This is a genomic window from Rhizobium sp. RSm-3, from assembly GCF_001854685.1.
GTDB classification, from domain to species: domain Bacteria; phylum Pseudomonadota; class Alphaproteobacteria; order Rhizobiales; family Rhizobiaceae; genus Rhizobium; species Rhizobium ecuadorense.
In genome coordinates this window covers 119,348-134,271 of sequence record NZ_MAWZ01000003.1, presented here as the reverse complement: position 1 = coordinate 134,271, position 14,924 = coordinate 119,348, and the positions used below count along the sequence as shown (strand labels likewise).

At 62.9% G+C, this 14,924-nt stretch carries 16 protein-coding genes; 13 read left to right on the top strand and 3 right to left on the bottom strand.

The window, feature by feature from the left end; genetic code table 11:
* Positions 1-33 precede the first annotated feature (33 nt).
* The 7 genes from obgE to modC all read left to right on the top strand — a co-directional run bounded on the left by obgE (position 34) and on the right by modC (position 7,547).
* Positions 34-1,128: a GTPase ObgE gene (gene obgE / locus BBJ66_RS06885; protein WP_071085879.1), complete on the top strand. Its 1,095-nt coding sequence runs from the start codon at positions 34-36 to the stop codon at positions 1,126-1,128.
* Positions 1,115-2,284, top strand: coding sequence for a glutamate 5-kinase (gene proB / locus BBJ66_RS06880; protein WP_071085877.1), 1,170 nt, complete (start codon positions 1,115-1,117; stop codon positions 2,282-2,284). Before obgE ends, proB begins: the two co-directional genes overlap by 14 nt.
* Positions 2,277-3,560, top strand: coding sequence for a glutamate-5-semialdehyde dehydrogenase (locus BBJ66_RS06875; RefSeq protein ID WP_071085875.1), 1,284 nt, complete (start codon positions 2,277-2,279; stop codon positions 3,558-3,560). Before proB ends, BBJ66_RS06875 begins: the two co-directional genes overlap by 8 nt.
* A gap of 37 nt (positions 3,561-3,597) precedes the next feature.
* On the top strand, positions 3,598-4,197 hold the full coding sequence (locus BBJ66_RS06870; protein ID WP_225880994.1) for a nicotinate-nucleotide adenylyltransferase: 600 nt from the start codon (positions 3,598-3,600) through the stop codon (positions 4,195-4,197).
* 480 nt (positions 4,198-4,677) lie between these two features.
* A complete protein-coding gene (gene modA / locus BBJ66_RS06865; RefSeq protein ID WP_071085873.1) occupies positions 4,678-5,469 on the top strand; it encodes a molybdate ABC transporter substrate-binding protein in 792 nt (263 codons plus the stop codon).
* 312 nt (positions 5,470-5,781) lie between these two features.
* Positions 5,782-6,483, top strand: a complete 702-nt coding sequence (modB, locus tag BBJ66_RS06860) for a molybdate ABC transporter permease subunit (RefSeq protein ID WP_071085871.1) — start codon at positions 5,782-5,784, stop codon at positions 6,481-6,483.
* Positions 6,480-7,547, top strand: coding sequence for a molybdenum ABC transporter ATP-binding protein (gene modC / locus BBJ66_RS06855; RefSeq protein ID WP_071085869.1), 1,068 nt, complete (start codon positions 6,480-6,482; stop codon positions 7,545-7,547). The genes modB and modC overlap by 4 nt, the downstream gene beginning before the upstream one ends.
* A gap of 8 nt (positions 7,548-7,555) precedes the next feature.
* On the opposite strand, the gene BBJ66_RS06850 is transcribed toward modC, so the two are convergent.
* On the bottom strand, positions 7,556-7,915 hold the full coding sequence (locus tag BBJ66_RS06850; protein ID WP_071085867.1) for a winged helix-turn-helix domain-containing protein: 360 nt from the start codon (positions 7,913-7,915) through the stop codon (positions 7,556-7,558).
* Positions 7,916-8,125: 210 nt separating this feature from the next.
* Between BBJ66_RS06850 and rsfS the strand changes: the two genes are divergently transcribed.
* The 6 genes from rsfS (at position 8,126) to BBJ66_RS06820 (ending at position 13,884) form a co-directional block, all read left to right on the top strand.
* Complete coding sequence (gene rsfS / locus BBJ66_RS06845; protein ID WP_003589592.1) at positions 8,126-8,569, top strand: ribosome silencing factor; 444 nt, start codon at positions 8,126-8,128, stop codon at positions 8,567-8,569.
* Between the two features lie 116 nt (positions 8,570-8,685).
* On the top strand, positions 8,686-9,168 hold the full coding sequence (rlmH, locus tag BBJ66_RS06840; RefSeq protein WP_049733279.1) for a 23S rRNA (pseudouridine(1915)-N(3))-methyltransferase RlmH: 483 nt from the start codon (positions 8,686-8,688) through the stop codon (positions 9,166-9,168).
* Positions 9,169-9,340: 172 nt separating this feature from the next.
* Complete coding sequence (locus tag BBJ66_RS06835) at positions 9,341-10,741, top strand: murein hydrolase activator EnvC family protein (protein WP_071085865.1); 1,401 nt, start codon at positions 9,341-9,343, stop codon at positions 10,739-10,741.
* A complete protein-coding gene (locus tag BBJ66_RS06830) occupies positions 10,731-12,053 on the top strand; it encodes a S41 family peptidase (RefSeq protein WP_003543943.1) in 1,323 nt (440 codons plus the stop codon). Before BBJ66_RS06835 ends, BBJ66_RS06830 begins: the two co-directional genes overlap by 11 nt.
* 76 nt (positions 12,054-12,129) lie before the next feature.
* Positions 12,130-13,323 carry a divergent polysaccharide deacetylase family protein gene (locus BBJ66_RS06825; protein WP_071085863.1) on the top strand — a complete coding sequence of 398 codons (1,194 nt, stop codon included), beginning with the start codon at positions 12,130-12,132 and terminating at the stop codon, positions 13,321-13,323.
* A 27-nt stretch (positions 13,324-13,350) separates the two neighbouring features.
* Entirely contained in the window at positions 13,351-13,884 is a 534-nt protein-coding gene (locus tag BBJ66_RS06820; protein WP_049733276.1) for an RNA pyrophosphohydrolase, read from the top strand.
* Positions 13,885-13,972: 88 nt separating this feature from the next.
* Here the strand turns inward: BBJ66_RS06820 and bfr are convergent, their stop codons facing one another.
* Complete coding sequence (gene bfr, locus BBJ66_RS06815) at positions 13,973-14,458, bottom strand: bacterioferritin (protein ID WP_071085861.1); 486 nt, start codon at positions 14,456-14,458, stop codon at positions 13,973-13,975.
* The gene (locus BBJ66_RS35210) at positions 14,424-14,855 is read right to left on the bottom strand and encodes a (2Fe-2S)-binding protein (protein WP_083335526.1); all 432 of its coding nucleotides are present in this window, start codon (positions 14,853-14,855) and stop codon (positions 14,424-14,426) included. Before BBJ66_RS35210 ends, bfr begins: the two co-directional genes overlap by 35 nt.
* Positions 14,856-14,924: the final 69 nt, after the last annotated feature.

Below are 14,924 nucleotides of genomic sequence, written 5' to 3'. Positions count from 1 at the left end.
GCCGTCCAACTGCCACCGGATACTGGAAGTAAAATGAAATTTCTCGACGAAGCAAAGGTCTATATCAAGTCCGGAGACGGCGGCGGGGGCAGCGTTTCCTTCCGGCGCGAGAAATTCATCGAGTTCGGCGGCCCCGACGGCGGTGATGGCGGACGTGGCGGCGATGTCTGGGTCGAGACCGTCAACGGCCTCAACACGCTGATCGATTTCCGTTTTCAGCAGCATTTCAAGGCGACGATCGGCACCCATGGCATGGGCAGGAACCGCACCGGCGCCAACGGCAGCGACGTGACGCTGAAGGTCCCCGTGGGCACCCAGATCTTCGAGGAAGACCGGGAAACGCTGATCTGCGATCTCACCGTCGAAGGCCAGCGTTACTGCCTCGCCCATGGCGGCAATGGCGGCTTCGGCAACGCGCATTTCAAGACCTCGACCAACCAGGCGCCGGATTGGGCCAATCCCGGCCTGCCCGGCGAGGAAAAGACCCTCTGGCTGCGGCTGAAGCTGATTGCCGATGCCGGCCTCGTCGGCATGCCCAATGCCGGCAAGTCGACCTTCCTGGCATCTGTCACCCGTGCCCGGCCGAAGATCGCCAACTATCCCTTCACCACGCTGCACCCCAATCTCGGCGTCGCCACCATCGACGAGCGGGAATTCATCCTGGCCGACATTCCGGGCCTGATCGAAGGCGCCCATGAGGGTGTCGGCATCGGCGACCGGTTCCTCGGCCATGTCGAGCGCACCCGCGTGCTGCTCCACCTCGTCTCCGCCCAGGAGGAAAAGGTCGGCAAAGCCTATAAGACGGTGAAACACGAGCTCGAAGCCTATGGCAACGAGCTGACGGATAAGCCGGAAATCGTGGCGCTGTCGCAGATCGACGTGCTCGACGAGGCCGAACTGAAGAAGAAGACGAAGGAATTGGCCAAGGCCTGCGGCAAGACGCCGTTCCAGATTTCGGCCGTCACCGGCAAGGGCATGACCGAGGTGCTGCGCGCGCTGCGCGACATCATCGTCGAGGAAAATGCCGAGGAAAAGCCGGCCAAGGTGCCGAAGCTGCGCCATCGCGACATTGTTGTCGCCGATGAGGCTGAGGACATTGGCGAGGATGGGGCCGATGACCAGCCGTAAGCCGCTCGGCCGCTACCGCCGCATCGTCATCAAGATCGGCTCGGCCCTGCTGGTCGACCGCAAGGCCGGGCTGAAGAAGGCCTGGCTCGACGCCATGTGCGCTGACATTTCCGGCTTGAAGGCCAAGGGCATCGATGTGCTCGTCGTATCCTCCGGCGCCATCGCGCTCGGCCGCTCGGTGCTCGACCTGCCCTCCGGCGCGCTGAAACTGGAGGAAAGCCAGGCCGCCGCCGCCGTCGGCCAGATCGCGCTGGCCCGCGCCTGGTCGGAAAGCCTGTCGCACGGCGACATTGTCGCCGGCCAGATCCTGCTGACGCTCGGCGACACCGAGGAGCGCCGCCGTTATCTCAATGCGCGCGCCACCATCAACCAGCTTTTGAAAATCGGCGCCGTGCCGATCATCAACGAGAACGACACGGTCGCCACCAGCGAGATCCGCTATGGCGACAATGATCGCCTGGCCGCCCGCGTCGCGACGATGACCGGCGCCGACCTGCTCGTCCTTCTCTCCGATATCGACGGCCTCTATACCGCACCGCCGCATCTCGACCCGAAGGCGACCTTCCTGGAGACGATTTCCGAAATCACCCCCGAGATCGAGGCGATGGCCGGCGGCGCCGCTTCCGAGCTCTCACGCGGCGGCATGCGCACCAAGATCGATGCCGGCAAGATCGCCACGACATCGGGCTGCGCCATGATCATCGCCTCGGGCAAGACCGACAGCCCGCTGTCGGCAATCGAAAACGGCGCGCGTTCCTCCTGGTTCGCGCCATCGGGCACACCGGTCACCGCCCGCAAGACCTGGATCGCCGGGCAGTTGCAGCCAGCCGGCGAACTGCGTGTCGATGACGGCGCCGTCACCGCCCTCGGGGCCGGCAAGAGCCTGCTTCCCGCCGGCGTGCGTGGCGTTTCCGGCCTGTTCAGCCGCGGCGATACGGTGGCGATCGTCGGCCCTGAAGGTCGCGAGATCGCCCGCGGACTGGTCAGCTACGATGCCGAGGATGCCCGCCGGATTGCCGGCCGCAAGTCGGCGGAAATCGAGGCCATTCTCGGTTATCCCGGCCGCGCCGCCATGGTCCATCGCGACGATATGGTGATGACGGGACAGATCGGTTCGAAATCGGAAAGGCAGAAGAAGGACGCGGCCCATGCTTGAGACCGTTGCGGCAAGCCCCGACATTGACGCGCTGATGAATGACATCGGCCGCAAGGCAAAGGCTGCCGCGCGACCGCTGAGCTTTGCGTCCACCGAGGCCAAGAACAGGGCGCTGAACGCCATGGCCGATGCGATCCTGGCCAACAAGGCCGAGATCCTTGCCGAGAATGCCAAGGATTTGAAAGACACCGAAGGCAGCGACATGCTCGCCTCCTTCGTCGACCGGCTGACGCTGAACGACAAACGCGTCGCCGAAATGGCCGAGGGGCTGCGCGCCATTGCCGCCCTTGCCGATCCCGTCGGCGAAGTCATCGCCGCCTGGGACCGGCCGAACGGCTTGAAGATCGAGCGCGTCCGCACGCCGCTCGGCGTCATCGGCGTCATTTTCGAAAGCCGGCCGAACGTCACCGCCGATGCCGGCGCCCTCTGCCTCAAGGCGGGCAATGCCGTGATCCTGCGCTGCGGTTCGGACTCGCGCCGCTCATCGCAGGCGATCCATGCCTGCCTGGTCGAAGGCCTGAAGGCCGCCGGACTTCCAGAGCATGCTATCCAGCTCGTTCCGGTCACCGACCGCGCCGCCGTCGGCGCCATGCTGCGCGGCTTGGACGGAGCGATCGACGTTATCGTGCCGCGCGGCGGCAAGAGCCTGGTCGCCCGCGTGCAGAGCGAGGCCCGCGTGCCGGTTTTCGCCCATCTCGAGGGCCTCTGCCATATCTATGTCGATGGCTCGGCCGATATCGAGATGGCCAAGCAGATCGTCGTCAATGCCAAAATGCGCCGCACCGGCATCTGCGGCTCGGCAGAAACCCTGCTCGTCGATGGCGCCGCAATCGGCACGCATCTGACGCCGCTGCTCGAGGTTCTCACGAATGCCGGCTGCGAGGTCCGCGCTTCGCCGACAGTGCTGAAGGTCGCCCCCGGCCTGAAGCCCGCGACCGAGGAGGACTGGTCGACCGAATATCTCGACGCGATCATTTCGGTCGCCGTCGTCGACGGCATATCCGGCGCGATCGCCCATATTCAGAAATATTCCTCGAACCACACCGAGGCCGTGATCGCCGAGGACCCCGATGTCGTCGCGCGTTTCTTCACCGAAGTCGATTCGGCGATCCTGCTGCACAATGCCTCGACGCAGTTTGCCGATGGCGGCGAGTTCGGCATGGGCGCGGAAATCGGCATCGCCACCGGCAAGATGCATGCCCGCGGCCCGGTCGGCGTCGAGCAGCTGACCTCGTTCAAATATCGGGTGCACGGCGCCGGACAGACGCGGCCCTGACGTGACGGCGGAGAGTTTGGACCGGCATTATCTCCGCATGCCGCACAGCGAGCGCGGCATGGTCGTCGGTCTGTTCGGCGGTTCGTTCAATCCGCCGCACCAGGGCCACGCGCTGGTCGCCGAGATCGCCATCAAGCGGCTAGGCCTCGACCAGCTCTGGTGGATGGTCACCCCCGGCAATCCGCTGAAGAGCCGCAACCAGCTGGCGCCACTTGCCGAGCGCATTGCCGAAAGCGAGCGTGTCGCCGCCGATCCGCGCGTCAAGGTCACCGCTTTCGAACAGTCGCTTGGCGTCAGCTACACCGCCAATACGCTCGCCCGCGTCAAGGCCCGCAATCCGCATGTGCATTTCATCTGGATCATGGGCGCCGACGGCCTGCAGACCTTCCACAAATGGCAGAAATGGCAGGAAATCGTCCGCACCTTCCCGATCGCCGTGATCGACCGGCCGGGTGCCACGCTCTCCTACCTCTCCTCGAAGATGACCAGGACCTTCGATTTCGCCCGTGTCGACGAGGACGACGCGCGCATTCTCTGGAAGAAACCCGCGCCGGCCTGGACCTTCATCCACGGGCCGCGCTCCGGCCTGAGCTCGACGGCAATCCGCAACGGTGCGCTGCCGGGCAGTGCCGAATAGGCTGATTTTCAAGGAAATCCCGGAAACGAGAAAGCCCGACGGGGGAGGATCCGTCGGGCTTATAAACTCGATCGACAACTGGGAGGAGGAGTGTTGTCGACCCTATCGAACGGCTATGGGAGGAGGAGAAGCCGTTTCGATGAGTCTGTTCTACCATATTCCGCGGGAAGGTGAATATCAATTTGTGCAATGCAGCAATGCGAGTGCTGCAATCCTTCCGAGGACGGCCCGCGAAATACTGCCGTTTTTAGGTGCAACCCAGCGAGGTAGCCGCAAAGGCAGGCCCTGTCGATTGCGGATTGGCGCTCAGTGGGAAGGCTGCGCGTCCGCGGATTTCCGTTTCTCACAAAGCCATGCGCTTCCCGAATAGGTGAATGCCCAGCGGTCAACCGATGCTGTTATATTTTCCTGAATACATCCACTAGCCAAAGCGTGAGCACCGTTATATTCCTTGAAATATTTCGAACTCTGGGAGTCATCATGCAGAACCGCCGCCAATGGATGAAACTGGCAACCGCCGCAATATCAGCCCTGTGGCTTGGGGCAGCAGCGCTGCCGACACCTGCCACCGCAGCCGAAAAGCTCACGGTCTTTGCGGCGGCAAGCCTCAAGGAGGCGCTCGATGCCACCAATGCCGCCTGGGTCAAGGAGAGCGGCAGGCAAGCCGTCGCCTCCTATGCGGCAAGCGGGGCGCTCGCCAAGCAGATCGAGAACGCAGCGCCCGCCGATATCTTCATCTCGGCCGACATTGCCTGGATGGATTACCTCGCCGGGAAGAGCCTCATCAAGGCCGACAGCCGTTCCAACCTGCTCGGCAACCGGATCGTGCTCGTTGCTGAAAAGGCCAAGGCAAAGCCGGTCGAGATCAAGCCGGGCTTCGATCTCGCAGCGCTTTTGGGTGACGGCAAGCTGGCCATGGGTGAGCCGAAATCGGTTCCGGCCGGCAAATACGCCATGGCCGCGCTGGAAAAGCTCGGCGTCTGGAAATCGGTGGAAAGCAAGGTCGCCGGCGCCGAAAGCGTGCGTGCTGCCCTTGCCCTCATCTCCCGCGGCGAAGCGCCTTACGGCATCGTCTACCAGACGGATGCCGCCGCCGATCAGGGTGTCGCCATCGTCGGCACCTTCCCGGCCGATTCGCATCCGCCGATCATCTATCCGGCCGCCATTCTTGCCGAGAGCAAGAACCCGGATGCGAGAGCCTATCTCGACTTCCTGAAATCCGACAAGGCAGCCGCCTTTTTCACGGCGCAGGGTTTTACTGTCCTGAAATGATGGGTTGAATTGATTGCGGAATCGATGGTGACGGCTTAGCGTGAAGCGGCCCCTCACCCTAACCCTCTCCCCGTAAACGGGGCGAGGGGACGTGCCCTGCGAAAGGTTGGTGGGGACGGAGAGGGCGCGGCATATCCCCTTCGCCCCGTTTTACGGGGGTCCGAAGGACGGGTCGAGACGCGTGGCTCGACCCCGGTCGGTGCCGGCGGGCGGATGAGGGGCCGGCATCGGGTGACGCCGGTAAAGAACGAGGTTTGTCATCAAACAGGCAATCGCCTCGACAGCCTTCAAATTTCATGGAGACAATTTCGTTTGGATATGTTCGGCCTGAGCAATGAGGAATGGACGGCGATCCTGCTCAGCCTGCGCGTCTCTTTTGTCGCCATGCTGGCGAGCCTGCCTTTCGGCATCCTCGTCGCCCTGCTGCTTGCCCGCGGCCGCTTCTGGGGCAAGTCGGTGCTGAACGGCATCGTGCACCTGCCGCTGATCCTGCCCCCGGTCGTCACCGGTTTCCTTCTCCTGATCCTGTTTGGCCGCCGCGGTCCGGTCGGCAGCCTGCTCGACCAGTATTTCGGCATCGTTCTTTCCTTCCGCTGGACGGGCGCGGCGCTCGCCTGCGCCGTCATGGCCTTTCCGCTGATGGTGCGCAGCATTCGTCTGTCGATCGAGGCGGTCGACCGCAAGCTGGAGGAGGCGGCCGGAACGCTCGGCGCCGGTCCCGCCTGGGTGTTTTTGACGATCACCCTGCCGCTGACCCTGCCCGGCATCATCACCGGCATGATCCTTTCCTTCGCAAAGGCGATGGGCGAATTCGGCGCGACCATCACCTTCGTCTCCAACATCCCGGGCGAAACCCAGACGCTGTCATCAGCGATCTATACCTTCACCCAGGTGCCGGGCGGCGATGCCGGTGCGCTGCGCCTGACGCTCGTCGCCATCGTTATTTCCATGGTCGCGCTGCTCGCCTCCGAATTCCTCGCCCGCGTCGCCGGCCAAAGGATCGATCCGGAATGACGCTGATCGTCGCGGCAAAACAAAGGCTCGGCGGCTTTTCGCTCGACGCCGCCTTCACCTCCGAGCGTGGCGTCACCGCGCTGTTCGGCCGCTCCGGCTCCGGCAAGACCTCGCTGATCCGCATCATCGCCGGCCTCGCCCGCCCGGACGAAGGCCGCGTCGTCCTCGACGGCGAGGCCCTGACCGAAACCGCAACCGGCCTATTCGTCCCGAAACACCGCCGCCGCTTCGGCTATGTCTTCCAGGAGGCGCGGCTCTTCCCGCATCTCAGCGTCCGCGCCAATCTCTCCTACGGCCGCTGGTTTGCGGCGAAAACCGCAGGCGGCGAGAGCTTCGATCGCATCGTCGACCTGCTCGGCATCGAGCCGCTGCTGGAACGCAGCCCCGCAAAACTTTCCGGCGGCGAGAAGCAGCGTGTCGCCATCGGTCGCGCCCTTCTCTCCGCGCCCCGCCTGCTTCTCATGGACGAGCCGCTCGCCGCCCTCGACGAGGCGCGCAAGGCCGAGATCCTGCCTTATCTGGAGCGGCTGCGCGACGAGACGATAATCCCGATCGTCTATGTCAGCCATTCGATCGCCGAGGTGGCGCGGCTGGCAAATCAGGTCGTCGTCCTCAGCGACGGCAAGGTCGAAGCGACCGGCCCGGCCGTCGACATATTGAGCCGTCCCTCTGCGGCGGCCGATCGGAAAGAGGCGGGCGCGCTGCTCGAAGGCACCGTCGAAAGCTTCGATCCGCGTCACCGCCTGTCGACCGTCGCCCTGAAATCCTCTCGGCTGCATATTCCGAGCGCAGCGCTTGCTTCAGGCAGACCGGTGCGCATCCGCATCCCGTCCCGCGACGTCATGCTGGCGACCACCAGGCCCGAGGGCCTCAGCGCGCTGAACATTCTCGAAGGCAGGATCGCGGCGATCTCGTCGGACGAGGACGGAACGGTGGAAATCCGGATCGATTGCGGCGGCGACGTCATTCTCGCGCGCATCACGACGCTCTCCTGCGAGCGCCTCGATCTTCAGCCCGGCAAAACAGTCTTTGCCGTCATCAAGACGGTGGCTCTGGAGGCCTGATCCGTTTCCTATAGGCTGCGCTTGCCTTCGAGCCAGGCGAGATCCTCGGCGAGGCTTTCGCGCATCGTCTTTTCCATCCGCCGGAAACGCTCGAGCAATTCCTCGCCGAACGGCGTCAGCACCGCGCCGCCGCCCTTCTGGCCGCCGCGCTGCGGCTCCACCACCTGTTCGCGGAACATCCGGTTCATTTCGCTGACCAGCAGCCATGCGCGGCGATAGGACATGTCCATCGCCCGCCCCGCCGCCGAGATCGATCCGGTGGCGCGGATATGTTCCAGCAACTCCATCTTGCCGTGACCGAGACGATCCTCGTCCGGGAAGCTGATTCGCAGGACGGGCACGAGTGTTTTTGCGGCTGGATCGGTCATCGAATCGTGAAATCGTGAAATTTGCCGCACTTTACGCGGCGGTACGGAAACTGTACACCGCCCGCGAGAAGCAGCCCGAGGCGCAATATTCTTCAATTCGGACGCCAGATCGGATTTTCGGCCGCTCTGTATCTTAGCACGTCTTGAAACATTAATGGTTTGATGCCTATCTTAACCATGATCCGGTCTCGATCGGATCTCGTGTTGTGCATGGTTTGTCATTCCAGGAAAGGGAAAGCACTGACAACAGTACACGCCAAGGGAAAAACGTTCGCCGTTATCCCGAAGAGTGCGGAACGTGGCGCCGATGCCGCCGCCCGCGCCCTAGAAACCGTCCTCGCCAGCCTCGAGGACTCCAAAGCTGAAGATATCGTCACCATCGACATTGCCGGAAAATCGGCGCTGGGAGACTACATGATTGTCGTCTCCGGCCGCTCGAACAGGCATGTCATGGCGATCTCCGATCACCTGCTCACCGACCTGAAGGACGACGGCCTCGGCACGGCCCGCGTCGAAGGTCAGGAAGGCGGCGATTGGGTGCTGATCGACACGGGTGATATTATCGTGCATGTGTTCCGTCCCGAAATCCGCGAGTTCTACAACATCGAAAAGATGTGGGCGGCTCCGGATATGGATGAAGAAACACGGCACTGACAGGCAGGCCGGCATTCTGTCCGGCGCCTGAATGTGGCATTGGCTGGCCGGAAAACATGAAAACCGGCCGGCGGCGCCTTATGCGCCCGATGTGCCGCACCAGCGGGAGCGGATGAATGCGAATTGGTCTTTTCGCGGTGGGACGGCTGAAATCCGGCCCCGAAAAGGATCTTGCGGCCCGTTATTTCGACCGTTTCGCCAAGGCCGGCCCTGCCGTCGGCCTCGAACTTACCCGTGTAGCCGAAGTGGCCGAAAGCCGCGCCTCCAACGCGGAAACCCGCAAGCGCGAGGAAGCGGCGCAGCTCGTGAAATCGCTTGCCGACGGCAGCGTCCTCATTCTTCTCGACGAACGCGGCAAAGCGCTCGACAGCGAAGCCTTCGCAGGCCTGCTCGGCTCCTATCGCGACCAGGGCAAACGCGAGCTGTTGATCGCCATCGGCGGCGCCGACGGCCTCGATCCTTCCCTCTACGACCGTGCCGACGCCACGCTTTGCTTGGGCAAGATGACCTGGCCGCATCAGCTCGTGCGCACGCTGATTGCCGAACAGCTCTATCGCGCCGTCACCATCCTCTCCGGCCACCCCTATCACCGCGTCTGATGCCCCACCGGCCTCATGCCTCGGCAATTCGCATGGTCACGCAGCCGTGTTTGCTTGGTCACCCGTTGGGCTTCAAACTTTCTGGCAAAGCGCGCCAAATCAGCTTAGTCTCCGCGCGATTTGAGAAAGTGCCCCAACACGCATGACGAGAGCATCCACCAGGCGACACCGCATGATCCTGCCGGCTATCGCTGCCGGTATCGGTGTGGCGGCGATTGCCGTGTCGGCAGATCCCTTCATCGTCCGGGCGCAGGATGCCCCATCTGAAGCGGCACAATCTGGCCAGCAGCCGGCAGCCGAGCCGCCGCCACCCGATCCGGCCGCCGAACTGGCCGTCAAACGGGATAAGACCCGCGCCGAACTCGAAACCCTGTCGAAAACCATCAGTCTTTCCAGCGACAAGGTGAGTGCGCTTCAACAGAGCATCGCCGATCTGGAAAAGAGCACGCAAAGCATCCGCCAGGCGTTGATCGAGTCTGCCGCCCGCCGCAAGGGGCTCGACAAGCAGATCCTCGAAAGCGAGAAGAAGCTTGCCGATCTCGGCGTCAAGGAGGATGACATCCGCCGTTCCCTGCACGAGCGCCGCGGCCTTCTGGCCGAGGTGCTGGCAGCGCTCCAGCGCATGGGCCGCAACCCGCCGCCCGCTTTGCTCGTCACCCCTGATGACGCACTCGCCTCGGTGCGCAGCGCCATCCTGCTCGGCGCCGTTGTTCCAGGCATCCGCAAGGAGACCGACAAGCTTGCCGGAGACCTTGCAAGCCTCGCCGCCTTGCAGGCCGCAAGCGCCGCCGAGAAGGCCGGCCTGACTGCGACGATGACCAACGGCATCGAGGAAGAGCGGCGCATGGACCTGCTGCTTGCCGAAAACGACAAGCTCAGCCGCAGCAACGCCGCCGAACTCCAGGCCGAGAGAAAACGCTCCGAGGAACTGGCGGGCAAGGCGACCAGCCTGGAAGGCCTCGTTGCCTCGATGGAATCCGAGATCGCTTCGGTGCGCGACGCGGCCGCCGCCGCCCGCCAGGCGGAGGAGAACCGCAGGCTGATGACCGACGAGCAGCGCGCCCAGGCCAAGGCCCTGGCCGACAGCGGTGTGCCCGATAAAAACCGCATTGCGCCCGCATATCCCTTCGGAGAATTGAAGGCGAAATTGGAGGTGCCCGTTGCGGGCGATATCCTGCGCCAGTTCGGCGATGCCGACGGCACCGGGCACGAGGCGATGGGAATGACGGTCGCCACCAATCCGGAGACTGTGGTGACCGCGCCTGCCGATGGCCTGGTGGTTTTCGCCGGCGCTTTCCGCAGTTACGGCCAGATGATCATCCTCGACACCGGCGATGGCTACCACTTGGTTCTCTCGGGAATGGATACGATCAATACCCGTCAGGGAAAATTCGTTTTCTCCGGCGAGCCGCTCGCCGTGATGGGGGCGAAAAGAGTGGCAAGCGCAACTGCATTGGCGCTGGAAACGGACCGGCCAACGCTTTACATTGAATTTCGAAAGGACGGTAAACCGGTCGATTCCCGACCGTGGTGGACCGCCAAAGACACTGGAAAGGCACGCAATGATTCGTAGGGCTTCTCTTGTTCTGGTCGGCGCATTGATGGGTGCGACTGCCATGAGCGTCATTTACTCGGCGGGTGTGCCGGCAGAAGCGGCCGGATCATCCACCTACAAGGAACTCTCGGTGTTCGGTGACGTCTTCGAGCGTGTGCGCGCCCAATACGTGACGCCGCCGGCCGAAGACAAGCTGATCGAAAACGCCATCAACGGCATGCTCTCCTCGCTGGATCCGCATTCGAGCTACATGAATGCGAAGGACGCCGAGGACATGCGCACCCAGACCAAGGGTGAGTTCGGCGGCCTCGGCATCGAAGTCACCATGGAAGACGAGCTCGTCAAGGTCATCACCCCGATCGACGATACGCCCGCCGCCAAGGCCGGTGTTCTCGCCGGCGATTATATCTCCGAGATCGACGGCCAGTCCGTGCGTGGCCTGAAGCTTGAGGACGCCGTGGAGAAGATGCGTGGCGCCGTCAACACGCCGATCAAGCTGACGCTGATCCGCAAGGGCGCCGACAAGCCGATCGAGCTGACGATCGTCCGTGACGTCGTCGCCGTCCAGGCCGTCAAATCGCGTGTCGAGGACGATGTCGGTTATCTCCGCATCATCTCCTTCACCGAGAAGACCTATCCCGACATGGAAAAGGCGATCAAGAAGATCAAGGACACCGTTCCGGCCGACAAGCTGAAGGGTTATGTCCTCGACCTGCGCCTCAATCCGGGCGGTCTGCTCGACCAGGCGATCAACGTCTCCGATGCGCTGCTGCAGCGCGGCGAGGTCGTGTCGACCCGCGGCCGCAATCCCGATGAAACCCGCCGCTTCAATGCCGGCCCGGGCGACCTGACGGATGGCAAGCCGGTGATCGTGCTGATCAATGGCGGTTCGGCTTCCGCATCGGAAATCGTCGCCGGCGCGCTTCAGGATCTGCGCCGCGCCACCGTTCTCGGCACGCGCTCCTTCGGCAAGGGCTCCGTCCAGACGATCATCCCGCTCGGCGAAAACGGCGCGCTGCGCCTGACCACGGCGCTCTACTACACGCCGTCGGGCCGCTCGATCCAGGGCACCGGCATCACCCCCGACATCAAGGTCGAGGAGCCGCTGCCGGAGGAACTGCAGGGCAAGATGGTGACCGAAGGCGAATCCAGCCTGCGCGGCCATATCAAGGGCCAGAGCGAGACCGACGAAGGTTCGGGCTCCGTTGCCTATGTGCCCCCGGATCCGAAGGATGACGTTCAGTTGAACTACGCGCTCGATCTGCTGCGCGGCAAGAAGACCGATCCGGCCTTCCCGCCGAACCCTGACAAGGCCGTCGTCGCCAAGTAATGATCAGTTCAAGGCCGGGCACCTCGCCCGGCCTTGAGCCTTTCTGCTGTTTCCCGGTTTTGGAGCGGGTAAAAAATTGGGAACGGACCTGCATGCGCCTTTAGGCCGCAACCGCAAAACCGGCAGCCGGCGCCCGGGTGTTCTGCGCCTCGGCCGTATCGCCGCCAGTCTTTGCCTTTTCGCGATAGGCGGCTTTTCCCTCTATACGGCGTTTCGTGGCGATGGTCTCGAACGCGCCGAGCCCCCAGCGGCCGAACAGGCCGCAGCGCCCGCCAATAGCCCCCAGCCACCGGCGACAACCGCCAACCAGACGGCGGACGGCATGCCGCGCGCCGAACCGCGCTCGGGCGCCAATGTCGAACAGATGGTCACCGGCGATGGCTCCGTGGTCACCAAATATAGCCCCCGCCCGCGCGACGGCAGCGGGCCGGTGCTGGTCGATGCCATGCAGATCGGCCAGGATCCGCGCATGGCGGCCCAGCCGAATGAGGCGCTGCTCGAAGACACCCCGTTCGGCAGGCTTCCGATCGTCGGCCCTGATGGCCGGCGCCCGATGGATCAGTATGCCCGCCCTTCATCCGGTGCGCGCGGCGTCCGCATCGCCATCGTCGTCAGCGGCCTCGGACTCAGCCAGACCGGGACGCAGCGCGCCATCGCCGAATTGCCTGAAGAAATCACCTTCGCCTTTGCCGCAAGTGGCAACAGCCTGCAGCGCTGGATGCAGGAAGCCCGCCGCGGCGGCCATGAGATCCTGCTGCAAGTGCCGCTCGAGCCATTTGATTATCCGGCGAACGATCCGGGTCCCGAGACGCTGCTGACTTCGAAGCCTGTCGCCCGCAACATCGAAAACCTGCACAAGGCGATGGGCGAAATTACCAATTATACCGGCATCATGAATTATCTCGGCGGCCGTTTCCTCTCCGATTCCACCGCCATGGAGCCTGTCATGCGCGATATCGGCAAACGCGGCCTGCTGTTCCTCGACGACGGCACCTCGGCGCAGTCGAAGACGGCTGATGTCGCCAAGGGAACCGAACTGCCCTATGCCTTCGCCGACCTGCAGCTCGACGGCCAGCTCGATATCAACGCCGTGCTGAAGAAGCTCGACGAGCTCGAGCGCATCGCTCGCAAGAACGGTCAGGCGATCGGCGTCGCCTCGGCTTTCGACGAAAGTGTCGACGCCATCGCCAAATGGAGCGAGGAGGCTGCGATGCGCGGCATCGAGATCGTCGGCGTCGCCGCCCTTTCCAACGACCCCAAAAATCCCTGACACAAGTTTCCCTGAATGGAGAAGAAGATGAGCCAGGCGACCGTGAAAGCCGAGGATCTGCCCTACCGCCCCTGCGTCGGCGTGATGATCCTGAACCGCGATGGCCTCGTCTGGGCCGGGCGGCGCATTCCCGACGGCAATTCGGAATATGACGGCTCGCCGCAGCTCTGGCAGATGCCGCAGGGCGGCATCGACAAGGGCGAGGATCCGTTGGACGCCGCCTATCGCGAGCTCTACGAGGAGACCGGCATCAAGACGGTGACCCTGCTTGCCGAAGCGGCAGACTGGATCAACTATGATCTGCCGCCGGCACTGATCGGCATCGGATTGAAGGGAAAATTCCGCGGCCAGACGCAGCGCTGGTTCGCTTTCCGTTTCGATGGCGACGACAGCGAGATCGCCATCAACCCGCCGCCCGGCGGCCACGAGCCGGAATTCGATTCCTGGGAATGGAAGCCGATGCAGGAACTGCCGGGGCTGATCGTTTCCTTCAAGCGCAGCGTCTACGACCGGGTGGTGGCCGAATTCCAGCATCTGGCAGGACTGCAATCGGAAGACTGAGCGATACGGGATAATCGGACTGGTTTGCAGCTGCGATAATACAGGTGCGGAAGACCGGCCACCCAAGCGGCCGATCTTCGTTTGAATCCTATTCGGCTTCGTCGGCGGAGTCGGCGTTGAGCTGGCCGTATTTGCTTTCGCCGATTTTCCCGAGCAGCTCGAGCTGCGTTTCGAGGAAGTCGATATGGCCCTCCTCATCCATCAGCAGCTCTTCGAAGAGCTTCATGGAAACGTAATCACCGGTCTCATAACAGATATCGCGCGATTTCTTGTAGGCCGCGCGGGCGTCGTATTCGCCGGCAAGATCGGCCTCCAGCACTTCCTTGACGTTCTGGCCGATGCGCAGAGGCGCAAGGGTCTGCAGATTGGGATGGCCTTCGAGGAAAATGATGCGTGCAACAAGCCGGTCGGCATGGTGCATCTCTTCGATAGATTCGGCGCGTTCCTTCTTGGCGAGCTTGGTGTAGCCCCAGTCCTCAAGAAGACGATAATGAACCCAATATTGATTGACCGCCCCGAGCTCGAGGAACAACGCCTCGTTAAGCCGCTCGATGACCTTTTTGTCGCCTTTCAATGTCCGCTCTCCTGTTTTCCTCATGGAATTGTTTCAAGCGGGACATGAAATCAAATATTTCGGTCTCCGTCGAGTGGCGACGGGCGTGATATTCCTCGGTCGTCTGGATAATGATATCGACGACATTGGGGAAACAGCCGCAGCAACGGCCACGTTTTTCCATGGCGTGATAGACCTTCGCCGGCACGATAAGCTGCCAACAATCTTCATCGAGAAGGTTGGTGATAACCTCCCGGATTTCCTTGTCGGTTATATAATTGCAGCTGCAGACAAGCACGTCTTCATTCCAAACATGACACTGACTATCGTGTTTTCTGCTAAAGAAGATGGTGGCTGTCAAGAAAAAATTCGAGCCCCGCTTCACCGGATGCGGCGTCGAAATGAGAAGCCGATGCATTTCGTCCGGGATTATCCAGTGCTTCCAGGATGATGACGCCATAAGGCAACTGAAGGCGGGCAGCGAGAT